We start from the raw sequence: 18,001 nt of genomic DNA, 5'->3' as shown, positions 1-18,001 counted from the left end.
ACCAGGGGGAGCACTCGTACTTTAACGAATGTTCGGCCAGGTGGTGTCCGCGGTCCGTCGTGCCGCACCCGAGCAAGGGAGCCCCCATGAACCCTCGCCGCCCCAAGGGCATGCCCGACACGCTCGACTATCCGCCGGGGGTCTGCGTCGGCGACATCCTGGCGGGGGCCGCCCGCCGCCATCCGGACCGTACGGCTCTGCTCGACGGCTCGGCCGCCCTGACCTACGCCGAGCTGTACGACCGGGCTCTGCGCTGCGCGCAGGGCCTGCGCGAGCGGGGCATCCGACCGGGTGACGTGGTTGCACTGCATCAGCCGAACTCACTCTGGTTCAGCGTCACTTACTACGGAATCCTGCTGGCCGGCGCCACGGCCGCACCCATGAACCCGACTCTGCCGCCCGCCACACTGCGCGAGCAGCTCGACGAGGTCTCCGCCGTGGCGGCGATCACCCACCCGGCGACGGCCGAGGCGCTCCTTGCCGCCGGAACCGAGCGACTCCGTCCGGTGGTCGTGGTTACGGGTACGGACATCGCCCCCGCCCCGGACGGCTCGGCGTCACCCGGGACCGTTCCGCTCGACGACCTGCTGGCGGCCGAGCCCGTCGAGGGGCCGCGGGCCGATCCGGAGTCGATCGCCCATCTGTCGTTCACCGGCGGGACCACGGGACGGTCGAAGGCGGTCATGGTGCTGCACCGGCACGTCGTCCACAACGTCCTCCAGTTCACCTGCTGGCGCACCGGTGCGCTGCCCGCGGTGGACGAGCACGGCGGCATCCGTACCGAACTCGTGCCCGGGGCGCAGACGGCCGCGATGGCGCCGTCCGGGGACGGTGTGTCGGTCGGTATCTCGCCGCTCTTCCACGCCATGGGTCTGATCAGCCAGTCCAACGCCGTGCTGGCCGGTCAGACGGTGCTCCTGGCCGGCCGCTTCCATCCGCACCGCTACCTGAAGCTGGTGGAAGACCACGGAGCCACCCACGTGACCGGCTCCCCGGCGCTGCTGCACGCGCTCATCGCCGCCGCCGACGGCCGCTCCTTCCCAGGGGTGCGCACGGTCAACTCGGGTGCCGCTCCCATCGACACGACGACCCTCGAAGCGCTTCGGGCACTGTTCCCGAACGCGGCGGTGGTGGAGGGGTACGGCCTCACGGAGGCCACCATGGGCCTGGTCACGGGTCTGGTCGACCTGGACGACCAGGTGCCCGTCGGTTCGGCCGGGCTCCCGGTCTTCGACACGGAGATCGAGATCCGCGATCCCGCCGGCCCGGGGAAGGCCCTTCCCGCGGGAGAGACCGGTGAGTTGTGGGCCCGGGGTCCGCAGATCACGGCCGGCTATCTCGGCCATCCCGAGCTGACCGCCGAGCAGTACGCCGACGGGTGGCTGCGCACGGGGGACATCGCCCGGCAGGACGAACACGGCCATGTCTTCGTGGTCGACAGGCTGAAGGACATGCTGATCTACAAGGGCTACAACGTGTACCCGGGTGCGCTGGAGGAACTGCTCACCCGGCACCCGGCCGTCGACCAGGCATGCGTGATCGGGGCGCCCTCCGCATCGGCGGGTGAGATTCCCGTGGCGTACGTCGTGGTCCGGCCGCCGGCGGCCTCCGGTCCGGTGCTCGCCGAGGAGCTCATGGACCACGTCGCCGCCCGCGTCGCGCCGTACCAGAAGGTGAGGGAGATCCACTTCGTGGACTCCCTGCCGACGTCCGCCGCGGGGAAGATCCTCAAGACGGAGCTCCGCCGCCGGCACCGGAGTGCCGGCCTTCACTGACGGGCCGGCACTCCGGCGGTGCCGAGCGTGCGGGGTCAGGGAGTGACGATGGCGAAATCGGGGTCGGCGGTGTCGAGGAAGCCGGCGAGCTTCTGGAAGACGGCGGCGTCGCCATGGGTGGTGATGCCGTCGAGCCCGCGCCCGGCGACGACACCGAGCAGCTGGGGCTTGGTCAACGACAGGGTGAGGTCGGCGCCGCCGGTGGCGGGGGCGCCTTCGCTGGTCCGGTAGGTGAGGGCCCCGTTGGACAGCGTCAGGTGCCAGGTGCGGTTCTGGTCCGTGAGGTGCCAGTCCATGGTCAGACAGGTGTCCCAGGCACGGGGGCCGTCGATGCGGATGGCGAGCGTGTCGATGATCTGGTCGACGGAGAGCGCCATGGCCATCTCGGGGTTGGCCAGGTCGACGACGGTGGTGGCCACGGAGCCGCGCAGCTCCATCGCGGCGGTGAGGTAGAAGTTGCGCCAGGTGGCGTTCTCCGCACCGTGCCCGAGCCGGTCGTAGACACCGGCCAGCGCCTCGCGTACGCCCTTGTGGCCGGGTTCGGCGAAGACCCCGTGGTTGAGGAGCGTCGCCGCGAACCGCAGATCGCCGGCCTCCGCGTACTCCCGCCCCTTGGCGACCAGGGCGTCGATCCCGCCGTAGTCGGCGGTGAACCGCTTGGCCAGTTCGGTCGGCGGGTGCTCCCACAGGTGGGCGGGGTTGCCGTCGAACCAGCCCATGTACCGCTGGTAGATCGCCTTGACGTTGTGACTCACCGATCCGTAGTAGCCGCGCGTGGCCCAGGTCTTCTCCAGCGCCGGCGGCAGGGCGAAGTCCTCGGCGATCTCCGGACCGGTCAGGCCCTGGTTGAGCAGGCGCAGCGTCTGGTCGTGGAGATAGGCGTAGAGGTCACGCTGGGCGCTGAGGAACGCGGTGAGCTCCTGCTCGCCCCAGGTGGGCCAGTGGTGGGAGGCGAAGACGACGTCGGCCTGCCCCTCGAACATCACCAGGGCCTCGTTGAGGTAGTGCGCCCAGATACGGGAGTCACGGACGACCGCTCCGCGCAGGGTGAGGACGTTGTGCAGGGTGTGGGTGGCGTTCTCGGCCATGCACAGGGCCCGGTGGTCGGGGAAGAGGAAGTTCATCTCCGAGGGGGCCTCGGTGCCCGGGGTGAGCTGGAAGACGATCCGTACCCCGTCCAGGGTGAGTTCCTGGCCGGTCTCGGCGATGTCCACGGTCGGCGGTACGAGACTGATCGTCCCGAGCGCGGTGGCGCTGCCCAGACCGCAGCCGATCTGCCCCTCGGGGCTCTTGGGCAGCCCCATGCCGTACATGTACACCCCGCGGCGGCTCATGGCGTTGCCCGCGTACACGTTCTCCGAGACGGCGTGCTCCATGAACCCGGACGGCGCGATGACGGGGATGTCCGTGACGCCGTGGGGGACGATGGCGCGAGAACCGCCGAAGTGGTCGCCGTGGGAGTGGGTGTAGATCATCGCCTTCACCGCGCGCTCGCCGCGGTGGGCGCGGTACAGCGCCAGACCGGCCGCGGCGGTCTCCACGGACATCAGCGGGTCGACCACGACGACACCGCTGTCGCCCTCGACCAGCGTCATGTTCGACAGGTCCACACCGCGGATCTGGTAGATGCCCTCGGTCACCTCGTACAGGCCGCTGCGCGCACACAGACCCCCCTGACGCCACAGACTGGGGTTGGCGGTGTCCGGACACTCGGCATCCATGAAGGCGTACGCCGCCGTGTCGAACACCACCTTGCCCGACTCGTCCTTCACCACCGGGTCGGGCAGCGCCGCGATGAACCCGCGATCGGCGTTCGTCGCGGCCGTGGTGTCCTCGAAGGGCAGGTCAGTGACACGCATGCGGTCTCCCGGGCTCGTCGCCAGAATCACGTACTGCGCCTCATTCACCTACACAGCCGGTGCCGCCGCTCGGACGAGTAGCCCGTCCGGGTGACGCACACGCCTGGCCGGTCGCGGGTCCCGGCCGTTCGCTGCCCGCGGCTTCGGGGCCCGGGCCGCGGCAGCGACCGCTTCACCGCGTGTCAGTCAGCGGCCGGTGCCTCGTACGTTTCAGCCATGCGCCTGCCCACGCGGGCCGTCGTTTCACGCAGCCAGATGTGCGCCGCGTCGTGTGTGTGCACCGGATGCCACCACATCGCCTCGCGCAGCGGCACCGCCTCGTAAGGGGGCTCCACGACGCGCACGGCGGCGAGCGGTGCGAGGAGCCGGGCGAGACGTGCCTGGATCAGGGCGATGCGCCGGGTGCCCGCCACCATCAGCGGCAGCAGCTGGAAACTGTCGACGGACACTTCCACGCGCGGCTCGATGCCGAGCATGCCGAGCTGGCGCACGGCCGGGGCGTCGTAGGTCCTCTGGTAGGTGACCCACGGCAGCCGGCCCAGATCGTTGCGGGTGAGCCGGTCGTCGACGCTCGGATGGCCGTCCGCGACGAGGAAGACCCATGTGTCGTCGTAGAGGTCGGTGGCGGGGAAGCCGCTGATCACGCCGTGCGGCATGAGCAGTCCGTCGGTGGTGCTCAGCAGCGTGGCCGTGTCGTCGACCACGGTGGGCGGGGTCTGGACGAAGCGCAGCCGGATTCCGGGCGCCTCCTCGTGGACCACCCGGGCGAGGTCCGCACCGAACACGGCGACCGCGTAGTCGGATGCGACCAGTTTGAACTCGCGCTTCTCGCTGCCCGGATCGAATTCGGCCTGGCTCGCGAAAAGGCGTTCCACCACTTCGTAGGCGGCGGAAGTGCGCTGCAGGAGGACCTGCCCGAGAGCGGTCAGTTCGTAGTGGCCGCCGACACGGGCAAGGAGTTCGTCGTCGAAGTGGCGGCGCAGCCGGGCCAGCGAAGCGCTCATCGCGGGCTGGCTGAGACCGACGCGCTGCCCGGCCCTGGTGACGTTGCGTTCCTCCAGCAGGGCGCGCAGGGCGACGACGAGGTTCAGGTCGAGGCGGGCCAGATTCACGGGACTTCCCTTGCTGTAAGGCGCTGACCGCAAAGAATAGATGCGATGGATGAGAGTCATCCACGGAATCGATTTCCCTGATTGCGGGTGCCGGGTCCAGATTAGTCGCACCGCAACCAGGAGGACATGTTCGTGAATTCTGCATCCGCGTCCGCGCTCTTCTCAGGACCGTTCGCGCTGGCCACGCTCTCGGCACCGGACGGACCTCCCTTCCCCGCACTCGTCACGGCGGACGCCCAGGTGCTCGACCTGCGGGCGGTCTTCGGCGACGACGGCCTGTCCATCCGCGGCCTCCTGGAGATCTGGGACACGGCCGCGGCGCGCGTGGCGGCCCTGGCCGAAGACAGCGGGCCGGAGCGCATGCCGCTGGCGGATTTCCGGGTGCATGCTCCGGTCGAGCCGCGCCAGGTGTTCCAGTCCGGCGCCAACTACCGGCAGCACGTCATCGATCTGCATGTCGCGCACCGGGACCCGGCCGACGAGCGCTCCGAGGAGGAGCGGCGCGCCGAGGCCGCGGAGATCATGGACCGCCGGGCGGCCGAGGACCTGCCCTACGTCTTCACCGGTCTGCCGAGTGCGATCACCGGTCCGTACGACGACGTCGTGCTTCCCGCCTGGGCCGAGAAGCCCGACTGGGAGCTGGAGCTCGTCGCGGTCATCGGCCGGCCGGCCCGCCGGGTGTCCGCGGAAGAGGCCCTCGACCACATCGCCGGCTACACCATCGCCAACGACCTGACCGACCGGGCCACGGTCTTCCGCCGTGACATGCCGCAGATCGGGACGGACTGGCTGCGCAGCAAGAACGCGCCGGGTTTCACCCCGCTCGGCCCCTGGATCGTGCCCACCGCGTCGATCGCGGACCCCGGCGACCTGCGTCTCGTGCTGAAGCTGAACGGCGAGACCATGCAGGACGAGTCGACCAAGGACATGATCTTCGACGTGGCGCGCGTGGTGTCCTACGCCTCGCAGACGGCCCAACTGCTGCCCGGGGACCTGGTCCTGACCGGCTCCCCGGCCGGCAACGGCATGCACTGGGGCCGGCTGCTGCGCGACGGCGACGTCATGGACGGTTCCGTGACGGGTCTCGGTGCTCAGCGCACCCGCTGTGTCACCGAGGTGTCGTCGTGACTCCCGACCGCCACGACCCCGAAGGGTCGATCGCGCGAGCCGCCCGCGCGTACTCCAACTGGGGCCGCTGGGGCGACGACGACGTGCTCGGCACGCTCAACTTCCTGGACGAGGCGAAGCGGCGCGAAGCGGCCACGCTCGTCCGCCGGGGCGTCAGCTTCTCTCTCGCCCAGAGCTTCGACATGCACGGCCCGCAGAAGGGCTGGCGGCGGCGCACGAATCCGGTGCACACCATGCTCGACACCGGCACCGACGCGGCCCTCGGGCTGCAGGGCTTCCCGCACGGTCTCGGCGGTGCCGACGACGTCATAGCGATGCCGTTGCAGTGCTCGACCCAATGGGACGGGCTCGGCCATATCTTCGACCACGGCAAGGCGTGGAACGGCCGGGACGCGGCGAGGACCGTCACCTCCGAAGGTGACCTGGTCACCGGCATCGAGCACATGGCCCCGCACGTGGCCGGACGCGGCGTGCTCCTGGATGTCGGCCGCACGATCGGTGAGGACGGTGAACTCCCCGACGGCTTCGCCATCACCGGGGAACATCTGACAGGAACCGCAGAGGCGCAGGGTGTGGCTGTCGGCCGCGGCGACATCGTGCTGATTCGTACCGGACAGCTCGCCCGCGCCCGCCGCGACGGCTGGGGCGACTACGCAGGCGGCCCGGCTCCCGGCCTGTCCTTCACTACGGCGGGCTGGCTGCACGGCACCGAGATCGCCGCGATCGCCACCGATACCTGGGGTTTCGAGGTCCGGCCCAACGAGTTCGACGTCGCGTTCCAGCCGCTGCACCAGGTCGCCATCCCCAACATCGGTCTTCTGATAGGTGAGATGTGGGACCTGGAGGCACTCGCCGAGGACTGCGCGGCCGACGGCGCGTACGAGTTCCTGCTCACCGCCGCGCCCCTCCCCATCACCGGCGCGGTCGGCTCCCCCGTCAACCCGATCGCCGTCAAGTAGACACAGGAACAAGGGAGTTCCACCATGATTGAAGCCCCAACGGTCCTGGTGATCGGTGGCGGCGCGGCCGGAAACGCCGTGACGCTCCTCTTGCGGCGCGCCGGAATCGACGTGGACCTGATCGAGGCCAAGGACGACTGGAACGCCACCGCCGGCTCCGGCATCACGCTGCAGGGCAACGCCCTGCGGGTGCTGCGCGAACTGGGGGTGTGGGAGCAGGTGAAGGCGTCCGGCCACTGCTTCGGCTCGGTCGGCATCACCACCCCCGACGGAACCGTGCTGCACGTGCAGGACGACATCCGCAGCGGCGGCGACGACCTCCCCGCCACCGTCGGCATGCAGCGGCCGCGGCTCCAGCGCATCCTGATCGACGCCGTGCGCGCCAGTGGCGCCTCCGTCCGGCTGGGCATAACCGCCGAGATCCTGGACCAGGACGCAGACGGTGTCCGCGTCCGCTTCAGTGACGGCTCGGAGGGCCGCTACGGCCTGGTGATCGCCGCCGACGGTCTCGGCTCCGCCACCCGTGCGGCCATCGGCATCACGGCAAGGCCCGAACCGACCGGCATGGCCATCTGGCGGATCGCCGCCCCGCGCCCGGCCGGAGTGTCCCGTACGGACCTCGCCTACGGCGGTCCGGCCTACATCGCCGGCTACTGCCCCACCGGCGACAGCACCCTGTACGCCTACGTCGTCGAGGCCAACCGCGACCGTGCCTCGATCCCGCCGGAGTCGTACGCCGACGAGATGCGCCGGCTGGCCTCCGCCTACGGCGGCTTCTGGCCGGAGATCACCGAGCACATCACCGACCCGGCCGAGGTCAACTACACCTGGTTCGACCGGATGCTGGTGGAGGGGTCCTGGCATCGCGGGCGCGTCGTGCTGATCGGTGACGCGGCGCACTGCTGCCCGCCCACGCTCGCCCAGGGTGCCGCCCTGTCGCTGGAGGACGCGTGGGTCCTCGCACAGTTGCTGACCGGGTCCAAGACGTGGGACGACGCGCTGTTCCGGGCGTACTACGAGCGTCGGATCACCCGGGTCCGTCCGGTGGTCGAGGCGTCCGTCCGGATCGGGCAGTGGCAGCTCGACGGAGTACGCGACGCGGACGTACCCGGCCTGATGGGCCGCACCATGATGATGCTCCGGGAGCTGCCGTGACTGCGCCCACCGTCGATGTGCACGCGCACGTCCTCCTCCCGGAGGTCGAGGCGCTGGTGGCCGGCCTGCCCGGCCTGGCCGGAGCCAGGGAACTCGACGCCCGGCGCAACGGTGCCCAGGCGCTCGCCGTGAGCGGTCCCATGGTGCGTGAACGGATCCCGGCACTGACGGACGCCGCCGTGCGCCTTGCGGCGATGGACCGTCAGGGCGTCGACGTGCAGCTGGTCAGCCCGTCCCCGTCGCACTACCACTACTGGGCGGACGAGGAGACGGCCGGGAAGGTCTGCCGGCTGGCCAACGAGGCAACCGCGGCACACTGCGCGGCAGCCCCGGACAGGCTGCGCGGCCTGGGACTCGTACCGCTCCAGCACCCGCACCTGGCCGTCGAAGCCCTCGACGACGCCCTGGGACGCGGGCTCCTCGGGATCGAGATCTCCAGTCACGCACCGGGGCGCGAGCTGTCCGATCCGGCGTACGAACCCTTGTGGGCACGGGCGGAGGAGAGCGGCGCGGTGGTGTTCCTGCACCCCTTCGGGTGCACGCTCGACGAGCGTCTGGACCGGTGGTACCTGTCCAACACCGTCGGCCAGCCCACGGAGAACGCGGTCGCGCTCTCCCACCTCATCTTCTCGGGGGTGCTCGACCGCCACCCTGGCCTGAAGGTGATCGCCGCGCACGGCGGCGGCTATCTGCCCACCCACATCGGACGCTCCGACCACGCCTGGTCCACCCGCCCCGACGCCGGGGCCGGCTGCGCCCGCCTGCCCAGCAGCTATCTCAAGCAGCTGTACTTCGACTCGCTCGTCCACGACCCCCACGTCCTGCGCGAACTGGTCCGCGTCGCCGGGGCCGGCCGGGTGCTCCTCGGCTCGGACTTCCCCTTCGACATGGGCAGCGAGGACCCGGTCGGCGCACTGCGCGCCGCACGGCTCACCGATTCCGATTTCCACGCCGTCCGGGGCGGCAACGCCGCCGCCCTCCTCCGGAAGGACTGACCCATGCGCCTGCTCACTCATCTGCGCCATGTGGACCTGGCCGTACCCGACTACGACAAGCAGCTCGACTTCTACGCCGGAGTGTGGGGCCTGACCAAGGTCGCCGAGGACTCCGGGATCTCGTTCCTCGCCGCCGAGGGCTCACCCGAGCGTTACGTCGTACGGCTGCGCAGGGCCGAGGAGAAGCGCCTCGACCTCGTCTCCTACGGTGCCGCGAACCCGGCCGACGTGGACACCCTCGCCGAGCGGCTGCTGGCCGGGGGCGTGGAACTCATCACCCGTCCCGGGAAGGTGGACACCCCGGGCGGCGGGTACGGCTTCCGCTTCTTCGACGTGGACGGACGCACCATCGAGGTGTCCGCCGACGTCGAGGTCCGGCAGCACCGCCGGATCGAGGAGAAGGAGGCGATCCCGGTCAAGCTGTCCCACGTCGTCCTCAACTCCCCCGATCTCAACCGCACGCGCGAGTGGTACGAGCGCCACCTCGGCTTCGCCCTCTCCGACACCCTCAGCTCACCGCACATGGGCGAGGTCATGCACTTCATGCGGATCAGCAACCAGCACCACTCGATGGCCATCGCCCAGGGCCCGCACACCGCCCTGCACCACGTCTCCTTCGAGATGCGCGGCATCGACGAGTACATGCGCGGCTCCGGCCGGGTCATGCGCGCGGGCTTCAGGAAGATCTGGGGCCCGGGCCGGCACATGGCGGGCGACAACACGTTCACGTACTTCCTCGACCCGCACGGCAACACCGTCGAATACACCACCGAGCTGGAGAACCTCGACGAGGACACCTGGCATCCGCACGTCTACGACTTCTCCCGGCCCGAGGTCACCGACCAGTGGGGCACCGCCAACGCGATGAACGAGATCGTCGCCAAGGAGTCGTTCAACGACCCCGACCGCGGCGTGTTCGTCGCCCCGCCTGTCTGATCGGACGAAACCCGGGGCGCGGCGGCACAGCCCCTGTCCGACGCACCCCGCCGTGCCCCGGGAACACCCCTCCCCCCGCCCCCTCTCCCCTGACCCCACTTCGCTGGAGCCGCACCATGCGCTTCGCCGCTTACGACAGTCCGCACGGCCACCGGGTGGCCGTCGTGGAAGAGGACGGCACACTCTTCCCCCTGCCGGGCGTCATGTCTCTGACCGCGCTGCTCGCGGAGACCGACGGGCTGCCCGGCCTGCTCGCCGCAGGCGCGGCGGCACTCGATGTGCCTGCCGGGCCCCATGTGTCCCAGGTGCGGCTGCTGTCCCCTCTCCAGCCCTCCTCGGTACGCGACTTCGTCACCTTCGAGGAGCACGTCGAAGGCGTGCGCCGATCGATCGACGGCGTCACCGGGGTGCCCGACGAGTGGTATGCGGCACCGACCTTCTACTTCACCAATCCGCACGCGGTCTACGGACCCCGGGACGGGATCCCGGTGCCGCCCGGCTCCGCGGTGCTCGACTTCGAACTCGAAGTGGGCGCCGTCATCGGCCGCGAAGGCCGTGACCTCACACCGGAACGGGCCCGCGACCACATCGTGGGCTACACCGTCTTCAACGACTGGTCCGCACGCGATCTCCAGTCCGCCGAGATGAAGGTCGGCCTCGGCCCGTGCAAGGGCAAGGACACCGCCACCACCCTCGGCCCCTACCTCGTGACGGCCGACGAGCTGGAGCCCCACCGCGACGCCGAAGGCTTCCTGCGGCTGGCCCTCACCGCCAGGGTCAACGGGGAGACCGTCGGCGAGGACCTGCTCTCCAACATGAGCTGGACCTTCGAGGAGATGACCGCCTACGCCTCACGCGGCACCCGCGTCGTACCGGGCGACGTCCTCGGCTCGGGCACCTGCGGCAACGGCGGCTGCCTCGCCGAACTCTGGGGCCTGCGCGGCGAGCAGACCCCACCCCCGTTGCGGCCCGGTGACACCGTGAGCCTGACCGTCGAGGGCATCGGCACGCTCACCAACACCGTGGTCCCCGGTGCGGAACGCCTCCCGCTGCCCGCCGGCCGGCGCCGCAACCGGGAGCGTCCGTGACCACCCGTCCCCCGACGGGACTGCTCGGCAAGGTGATCGTCGTCACCGGCGCTGCCCGTGGTCAGGGCGCCGCCGAGGCCGCAGCCCTGGCCCGCGAGGGCGGCCACGTCATCGCCACGGCTGTCGACCCCGGGGAGAGCTGCCGCGATCTGGACGTCACCAGCGAGAAGAACTGGGCCGGTCGCGTACACGACGAGCAAGTGGGCACTGCGAGGCCTCTCGAAGGCCGCACGCTGAGCTCGGCCCCCGCGGTATCCGTGCAGGCCTCAGGACATGCTGCCCCGGCACACCGTCCCCGGGGCCGGCGTGCGGCCTGTCCGGAGGTAGCGGTCGACCGTCTCGGTGACGCAGCGGTTCTGCGGGTACGTACCGTGGCCCTCCTCCTCGGCGGTCAGGAGCACGCCGACGCCGTCCCCCAGGGCGCGGACCATGTGGCGGGCGCCGGGGTAGGGGGTCGTCGGATCGCCGGTGCCGCCGACCACCAGGACGGGGGCCGCACCGTCGGCCTTCACCTGGGGCGTGGCGCGCTCGCCGTCGAACGGCCAGTTGTAACAGAGGTAGACGCCGGTGGACCAGGCCGCGCCGAAGACGGGTGAGGCGGCTTCGATGCGGGCCACGTCCCTGTCGATGTCTTCGAAACCGGGGCGCAGGCTGGAGTCCGCGCAGGTGATCGCGGTCCGGGCGGCGCGGCTGTTGTCGCCCGGAGCCTCTGCCCGGTCGGCGGAGCCGATGTCCTCCGCGCCCTCACTCAGGGGACGGCCGTCGTTGTGGTCGATCAGCGCCGTGAGCGCCTTGGCGAGCGGTGGCCAGCCGTCTGTGCCGAGGTCGAGATGGCCGCTGACGGCGTACGCGAGTCCGTCGGCGTCGAGCTTCCTGCCGCCGCCGGCCGGGGCGGGCTTCTTCTCCAGGCGGTCGGCCAGGCTCGCCATGCGCCGCGCGGCCTCCTCGGGCCCGTCGCCGGTCGGGCAGTTGCGGATACGGGACGCGCAGTGCGCGGCGAACCGGTCGAACGCCGCCTGGACCGCCTTGACCTGCGACACCCGCTCCTCGTCGAGGTTCTCGGTCGGATCGACGGACGCTTCGAGGACGAGCCGCCCGACGTGCGACGGGTACAGGTGGGCGTAGACCGCGCCGAGCGACGTTCCGTACGAGACACCGAAGTAGTTCAGCCGCTTGTCGCCGAGGAGGTAGCGCATCAGGTCGAGGTCGCGCGCGGTGTGCGAGGTGCCGATGTACGGGAGGAGCGCCCCGGAGTGCCGGGCGCAGGCGTCGGCCCCGTCGTAGCCGGTGTCCTCCGCGGTCTTCCCGCAGCGCACGGGGATGGTCGCGCCGACGCCGCGCGGGTCGAAGGAGACCAGGTCGTAGCGGTCGAGGAGCGGCTTGTACTGGTTGAGGAACTGGGGCAGTCCGCTCACGCCGGACACGCCGGGGCCGCCGAAGTTGAGGACGAGCGAGCCGATGCGCCGGGAGTTCGGACCGGTGGCCTTGCGGCGGATCAGGGCGACGTCGATCGTCCTGCCGTCCGGTTTCCGGTAGTCGAGCGGGGCCTTCATGACGGCGCAGTCGTAACCCGTGCGCGCCGTGGACGGCGAGGTGCAGCGGGACCAGCGGAGGTGCTGGCCGGTGGTGAGCGCGGCGGGCAGACCGCCGGGCGGGTTGTTCGCGGTGAACTCCGTGCGCGGCTCCGCACTCCGGCCGGGAGCGTCGTGCTGGAGCCAGGCGCCGACCGCCCCGACTACGGCGAGGAGGACCCCGGCGATGATGATGGCACCTCCCGAGAGGCCCGGTCTGCGGCTTCGTATCGGATGTGCGTCACTCATCGAATTCCCCGCGCTCCCGCCCCTGGACGCCTGGCCCGTGCCGGCGTACCCGTACTCGTACTTCACGTCGTACTCGTGATCGTCCGATCGTCGAATGAGTGCAGAGTACAAGCCGGCCCCGTCCGCCCCGGCTTCCCGGGCAGGACGCCGGTTCTCGCCCCCGGCGCTACACGGTGTCCGAGCGAGCCCGAGTGAGACGGATCATGGTGCGGTAAGTAACGCTCCAGCTAATGTTCGCCCCCACCCCGGGCAACCGCTCAAGATCTGGCCGGGCACCGGGGCAGCCCGGAATCGGTCTGCCCACGTTCTCCGCCGAAGCCCGCACCGGCCGTTCACTCCGGCTCACAGGAACAGGTCCCGCGGGCAGTCAGCCGGCGGGTGCGAACAGCTCCAGGGCGATGTCATCGGGGTCCCGGAACTCCAGGATGTACCCGGCCCCGATGTCCTTGATCTCCTCGTGCGGGACCCCGAGCTCGTCGAGCCGACGTACCGCGGCCTCCAGGTCGGCTCGGCCGTCCACGCCGAAACTGACGTGGTCGAGGCCCACCCGGTCCTCGTCGAAGCGGTCCGTGGCGACCGGTCGCAGGCCGAAGAGCGAGTCCCCGAGCCGGTAGATCACTCCCCCGAAGAGGAAGGAGAGCTGTTCGCGGGTCTCCTCGTCCGCGTCGGGCGGAAGGTCGAAGGCCACCGGGAGACCCAGGACCGCGTCGTAGAAGGCACGGGAGCGGTCGATGTCCGTCACCGTAAGTCGCACATGAGCGTAGCCGCGGGGCTGGATCGTCATGCCCTCATCCTGCACCCTGGCCTGCCCGGGGCTCCGTACCCGCTGCCCCGTGTCCGCGCCACGCGCGGATCAGGTGCCGGCGGTCCGCCTCCGCCATCCGCTGCGTGCGCTTTCGAGTGAAGTCCCAGCGTGTTCCGGCCGATTCCGTCCCGGCGAGCAACAATTTGCGTTCACGCTCGATCGGGACGACCGCAGCCTCCGGGAGATCGCCGTGCACATTCTGCTTGTCGCGAGCGGATTCAACAGCCTCACCCAACGTGTTCAGGCCGAGCTGAGGGACCACGGGCACTCCGTCGCCGTGCAGCTCGCGCACGGGGACGACGCTGTCCGGGAGGCCGTGCGCCGGGAGTGCCCGGCCCTTGTCGTGGCCCCGTACCTCAAGACGGCGCTGCCGAGGGACGTGTGGTCGGCTCACACCTGTCTCATCGTCCATCCCGGGCCGGTCGGCGATCGGGGGCCCTCCTCCCTCGACTGGGCCGTCACCGACGGCGAGAGCAATTGGGGCGTGACCGTCCTGCAGGCCAATGCGGAGATGGATGCGGGCGACGTCTGGGCGACCGTTTCCTGCTCGCTGCCCCCGGTGGGCAAGAGCGACCTGTACCGCAACGAGGTCTCGGACGCCGCCGTGGAGGCGGTGCTCCTGGCGGTCGGGCGCTTCGCGTCCGAAACGTACGTCCCGGCTCCACAGCCCTCCGGCCCCGGCGAGGGCTGCCGCCCCCTGATGCGCCAGGCCTCGCGCCGCATCGACTGGGGGTCGGACTCCACCGCGACGGTGGTCCGCAAGCTCAGGGCGGCGGACTCCCAGCCGGGCGTCCTCGACGAACTGCTCGGCGGCGAGTGGTTCCTGCACGGCGGGCATCCCGAGCCGCGGCTGAGCGGACAGCCGGGGGAACTGCTGGCCACCCGGGACGGCGCGGTCTGCCGGGCGACCACCGACGGCGCGGTGTGGATCCCCGAGCTGCGGGCCCGGCGTGCGCCGGGCGGTCCTGTCACCTTCAAGCTCCCCGCGACTTCTGCGCTGGCCGGGCGGCTGTCCGGCGTGCCGGAGCTGCCGGCTCCGCTGCACAGGACGGGGCACGAGGACGTCTGGTCCGAGATCGGCTACCGGGAGGAGGCCGGGACCGGCTTCCTGTCGTTCTCGTTCCGCGGGGGCGCGATGAGCACGGAGCAGTGCCGACGCCTGCTGCGCGCCTACCGGTTCGCCTGCTCCCGGCCCACCTCGGTGCTGGTCGTCGGCGGTGGCCGGGACTTCTTCTCCAACGGCATCCACCTCAACGTGATCGAGGCGTCGTCCGATCCCGGAGCCGAGTCCTGGGCCAACATCAACGCCATGGACGACCTGGTGGAGGCCGTTCTGACCACCACGGACCGGCTCGTCGTCTCCGCCCTGTCCGGAAATGCCGCGGCGGGCGGCGTGATGCTGGCTCTGGCCGCCGACGAGGTGTGGTGCAGGGCGGGCGCGGTACTCAATCCGCACTACCGGCTCATGGGGCTGTACGGGTCGGAGTACTGGACGTACTCGCTGCCGCGGCGCGTGGGGGCGGCGGCAGCCGACCGGCTCATGCGGGAGGCTCTGCCGGTCAGCTCCGCGGCGGCCTGCCGGCTCGGGCTGATCGACAGGGTGATCGCGTGCGACCCTCAGTCGTTCGACTCCGAGGTCGGGGCCCTAGCCTCGCACCTGGCCGCGCTGCCCGCGACGCAGTCCCGTATCAACGCGAAGAAGGCGGAGCGGGACCGGGTCGATCCGGCTCCGTACCGCGAGGCCGAACTCGTGCGCATGCACCGCATCTTCATGGACCCGGACCATGAGTATCACCGGCTGCGCCGGGCCTTCGTACTCAAGGAACGCCCGGCGCCCGGCACCGCCGTTCGGTAGTCACCACGTTCCCCACGTTCCCCGCGTTCTCGGGGGCGTAGCGGCCTGGAGGCCGGCGGCGCGCAGCTAGCGCGCTTCCGCCAGCCAGTCGTACCACTGGGCCAGGCCCTCGCCGGTGGTCGCGGAGAGCGTCAGCACCCGTACGTCCGGGTTCACCGAGCGCGCATGCCTGGTGCACTGTTCGACGTCGAAGTCGACGTACGGCAGCAGATCGGCCTTGTTGATCAGGATCAGATCGGCGGCGGCGAACATGTACGGGTACTTCAGCGGCTTGTCCGTGCCCTCGGTGACCGAGATGATCACGACCTTGGCGCTCTCCCCCAGGTCGAACATCGCCGGGCACACCAGGTTCCCGACGTTCTCGACCATGAGAAGTGCGCCCTCGGCCGGGGAGAGCGCCGTGAGCGCGTCCCGCATCATCTCCGCGTCGAGGTGGCACCCGGCACCGGTGTTCACCTGGACGACGGGACAGCCGGTGCGCCTGATGCGTTCGGCGTCGAGTCCGGTCTCCTGATCGCCCTCGATGACGGCCACCGGCCGCCGGCCGGCGAGGTCGGTGAGGGTGCGCTCCAGCAGGGTGGTCTTGCCGGCTCCGGGCGAGCTCATCATGTTCACGGCCACGATGCCGCGGCTGGCCATCAGGGCGCGGTTACGCTCGGCGACGAGGTCGTTCTTGGCGAGGACCTTCTGCTCGACGGTGATCGTCGCACCGCTGCCGTTCGGGTGCCGGCGCTCGGGCGGATGAGGGTGTTCGTGGGGATGCGGATGCCCGTGATCAGGTGCATCATCCTCGCGCAGCATCACGATCCGGGTCCCGCCGGACTCCTCGGAACAGCCGCAGGTACCGCACATGGGTCAGCCCACCTTCATGGAAACGATCTGCAGTTCCTGTCCCGATGTGATCTCCACATCCGCGCTGCCGCAGGGACACAGCAGAATTGAGTCGGTCAGGGCGAATTCGCCGGCACAGGTGCGGCAGCGGCCGGCGCCGGCTTTCCGGTCGATCTCCAACTCCGCCCCCTCGGCCGCCGTCCCCTCCGTGATCAGGCCGAAGCAGAACCGCATCGAGTCCGGCACCACGGCGGTGAGCGCTCCGACACGGACCCGGACCGAGAGGACCGGACGCCCCTCGGCGCGTTCGCACACCGCGTCGACGACGCTCTGCGTGATGGCCAGCTCGTGCACCGGTGCCTCGTCCTTCCGCGGGTGGCTCCGACCGTAGGGCCACGACGGGGCTGTGAGGCCGTCCGACCGGACCGGCCCAGGCCGGATCACCCGAGCGGACCACCACGTGCCGTCATTCGGCTCCCGTACGTGAGCCGGAGCGGCGAGTTCGCCGTGTTGCCGAAGCACTCGAATCGGGGCGTGATGGTAGCAATGTGCGCATACCCATCCGTGGGGGCCGATGGCCGGTTGGCCGTCATCCTGAAAGGCGGCACTGCCATGCCGACAGAGGAAGCGGTAAAGGCGGAGGACACACTGATCCACGTGCTGTGGATCAACGCGGGACTGAGCTGTGACGGCGATTCCGTCTCCCTGACCGCCGCCACTCAGCCAAGCATCGAGGAGATCGCACTCGGTGCCCTTCCCGGCCTTCCGCAGGTAGCCGTCCACTGGCCGCTCATCGATTTTGAGTGCGGGCCCACCGGCGGCGCCGACGACTTCCTCGAATGGTTCTTCAAGGCCGACCGCGGAGAGCTGGAACCGTTCGTCCTGGTGGTCGAGGGATCCATTCCCAACGAGCAGTTGCACGACGAGGGGTACTGGAGCGGATTCGGCAGCGATCCGGCCACCGGACAGCCGATCACCACGAGTGAGTGGCTCGACCGGCTGGCCCCGAAGGCCACGGCGATCGTCGCGGTCGGCACCTGTGCGACGTACGGCGGCATCCACGCCATGGCGGGCAACCCGACTGGCGCGATGGGGGTCCCCGACTATCTGGGCTGGGACTGGAAGTCCAAGGCCGGCATTCCGATCGTGTGCGTGCCGGGATGCCCGATCCAGCCGGACAACCTGTCGGAGACCCTCACCTACCTGCTGTACATGGCCACCGACCAGGCGCCGATGATCCCGCTCGACGACGCGCTGCGGCCGACCTGGCTGTTCGGGTCGACCGTCCACGAGGGCTGCGACCGGGCCGGGTACTACGAGCAGGCCGACTTCGCGACGGAGTACGGCTCGCCGAAGTGCATCGTCAAGCTGGGCTGCTGGGGTCCCACGGTCAAGTGCAACGTGCCCAAGCGGGGCTGGATGAACGGCATCGGCGGCTGCCCCAACGTCGGCGGCATCTGCATCGGCTGCACCATGCCGGGGTTCCCGGACAAGTTCATGCCGTTCATGGACGAACCTCCCGGCGGGAAGCTCTCGACCAACGCGGTCGGGCTGTACGGGTCGACGATGCGGCGCCTGCGCCACATCACCACCCACACCCTGGACCGCGAACCGAAGTGGCGTAAGCCCGGCAAGGAACTCAGGACCGGCGCCACACGCACCTGGTAACCGACCGCGTATTCA

The 18,001-nt window shown here is 70.4% G+C and carries 15 protein-coding genes and 1 pseudogene; 10 read left to right on the top strand and 6 right to left on the bottom strand.

Features of this window, described 5'->3' with window-relative positions; genetic code table 11:
- Nucleotides 1-86 precede the first annotated feature (86 nt).
- On the top strand, nucleotides 87-1,775 hold the full coding sequence (locus OG408_RS37110; RefSeq protein WP_326673892.1) for a class I adenylate-forming enzyme family protein: 1,689 nt from the start codon (nucleotides 87-89) through the stop codon (nucleotides 1,773-1,775).
- A gap of 35 nt (nucleotides 1,776-1,810) precedes the next feature.
- Here OG408_RS37110 and OG408_RS37105 read toward each other — a convergent pair whose 3' ends face one another.
- The gene (locus tag OG408_RS37105) at nucleotides 1,811-3,634 is read right to left on the bottom strand and encodes an alkyl/aryl-sulfatase (RefSeq protein WP_326673891.1); all 1,824 of its coding nucleotides are present in this window, start codon (nucleotides 3,632-3,634) and stop codon (nucleotides 1,811-1,813) included.
- 182 nt (nucleotides 3,635-3,816) lie between these two features.
- On the bottom strand, nucleotides 3,817-4,746 hold the full coding sequence (locus OG408_RS37100; protein ID WP_326673890.1) for a LysR family transcriptional regulator: 930 nt from the start codon (nucleotides 4,744-4,746) through the stop codon (nucleotides 3,817-3,819).
- Between the two features lie 126 nt (nucleotides 4,747-4,872).
- Here OG408_RS37100 and OG408_RS37095 point away from each other — a divergent pair, with 126 nt between their 5' ends.
- The 7 genes and pseudogenes from OG408_RS37095 to OG408_RS37065 all read left to right on the top strand — a co-directional run.
- Nucleotides 4,873-5,874, top strand: coding sequence for a fumarylacetoacetate hydrolase family protein (locus OG408_RS37095; RefSeq protein WP_326673889.1), 1,002 nt, complete (start codon nucleotides 4,873-4,875; stop codon nucleotides 5,872-5,874).
- The gene (locus OG408_RS37090; RefSeq protein WP_326673888.1) at nucleotides 5,871-6,833 is read left to right on the top strand and encodes a cyclase family protein; all 963 of its coding nucleotides are present in this window, start codon (nucleotides 5,871-5,873) and stop codon (nucleotides 6,831-6,833) included. The genes OG408_RS37095 and OG408_RS37090 overlap by 4 nt, the downstream gene beginning before the upstream one ends.
- 24 nt (nucleotides 6,834-6,857) lie before the next feature.
- Nucleotides 6,858-7,988 (top strand): FAD-dependent oxidoreductase, encoded by a 1,131-nt coding sequence (locus OG408_RS37085; RefSeq protein ID WP_326673886.1) that lies wholly within the window; start codon nucleotides 6,858-6,860, stop codon nucleotides 7,986-7,988.
- Nucleotides 7,985-8,983, top strand: coding sequence for an amidohydrolase family protein (locus OG408_RS37080; protein WP_326673885.1), 999 nt, complete (start codon nucleotides 7,985-7,987; stop codon nucleotides 8,981-8,983). The genes OG408_RS37085 and OG408_RS37080 overlap by 4 nt, the downstream gene beginning before the upstream one ends.
- Before the next feature lie 3 nt (nucleotides 8,984-8,986).
- Entirely contained in the window at nucleotides 8,987-9,919 is a 933-nt protein-coding gene (locus OG408_RS37075) for a VOC family protein (protein ID WP_326673884.1), read from the top strand.
- Between the two features lie 116 nt (nucleotides 9,920-10,035).
- Nucleotides 10,036-11,007 carry a fumarylacetoacetate hydrolase family protein gene (locus OG408_RS37070; RefSeq protein WP_326673883.1) on the top strand — a complete coding sequence of 324 codons (972 nt, stop codon included), beginning with the start codon at nucleotides 10,036-10,038 and terminating at the stop codon, nucleotides 11,005-11,007.
- Nucleotides 11,004-11,186: pseudogene (locus OG408_RS37065) on the top strand (3-oxoacyl-ACP reductase); the annotation flags it as partial. The gene OG408_RS37070 and the pseudogene OG408_RS37065, both read left to right, overlap by 4 nt.
- Before the next feature lie 87 nt (nucleotides 11,187-11,273).
- On the opposite strand, the gene OG408_RS37060 reads toward OG408_RS37065, so the two are convergent.
- Together OG408_RS37060 and OG408_RS37055 are read right to left on the bottom strand one after the other, a co-directional pair.
- A complete protein-coding gene (locus OG408_RS37060) occupies nucleotides 11,274-12,827 on the bottom strand; it encodes an alpha/beta hydrolase (RefSeq protein ID WP_326673882.1) in 1,554 nt (517 codons plus the stop codon).
- Between the two features lie 367 nt (nucleotides 12,828-13,194).
- Complete coding sequence (locus OG408_RS37055; RefSeq protein ID WP_285566428.1) at nucleotides 13,195-13,611, bottom strand: VOC family protein; 417 nt, start codon at nucleotides 13,609-13,611, stop codon at nucleotides 13,195-13,197.
- A 211-nt stretch (nucleotides 13,612-13,822) separates the two neighbouring features.
- On the opposite strand from OG408_RS37055, the gene OG408_RS37050 reads away from it, so the two are divergent.
- Nucleotides 13,823-15,487, top strand: a complete 1,665-nt coding sequence (locus OG408_RS37050) for a hydrogenase maturation protein (RefSeq protein ID WP_326673881.1) — start codon at nucleotides 13,823-13,825, stop codon at nucleotides 15,485-15,487.
- A gap of 66 nt (nucleotides 15,488-15,553) precedes the next feature.
- Here OG408_RS37050 and hypB read toward each other — a convergent pair whose 3' ends face one another.
- Nucleotides 15,554-16,339 (bottom strand): hydrogenase nickel incorporation protein HypB, encoded by a 786-nt coding sequence (gene hypB, locus OG408_RS37045; RefSeq protein ID WP_326673880.1) that lies wholly within the window; start codon nucleotides 16,337-16,339, stop codon nucleotides 15,554-15,556.
- 3 nt (nucleotides 16,340-16,342) lie between these two features.
- Entirely contained in the window at nucleotides 16,343-16,672 is a 330-nt protein-coding gene (locus OG408_RS37040) for a hydrogenase maturation nickel metallochaperone HypA/HybF (RefSeq protein ID WP_285566439.1), read from the bottom strand.
- 258 nt (nucleotides 16,673-16,930) lie between these two features.
- Here OG408_RS37040 and OG408_RS37035 point away from each other — a divergent pair, with 258 nt between their 5' ends.
- Nucleotides 16,931-17,986: a hydrogenase expression protein HypE gene (locus OG408_RS37035; protein WP_285566441.1), complete on the top strand. Its 1,056-nt coding sequence runs from the start codon at nucleotides 16,931-16,933 to the stop codon at nucleotides 17,984-17,986.
- Nucleotides 17,987-18,001: the final 15 nt, after the last annotated feature.

It is taken from the genome of Streptomyces sp. NBC_01257 (genome assembly GCF_035917255.1).
Lineage (GTDB): Bacteria > Actinomycetota > Actinomycetes > Streptomycetales > Streptomycetaceae > Streptomyces.
The sequence above is the reverse complement of the archived record's forward strand: the minus strand, read 5'-3'. Positions and strand labels throughout refer to the sequence as shown.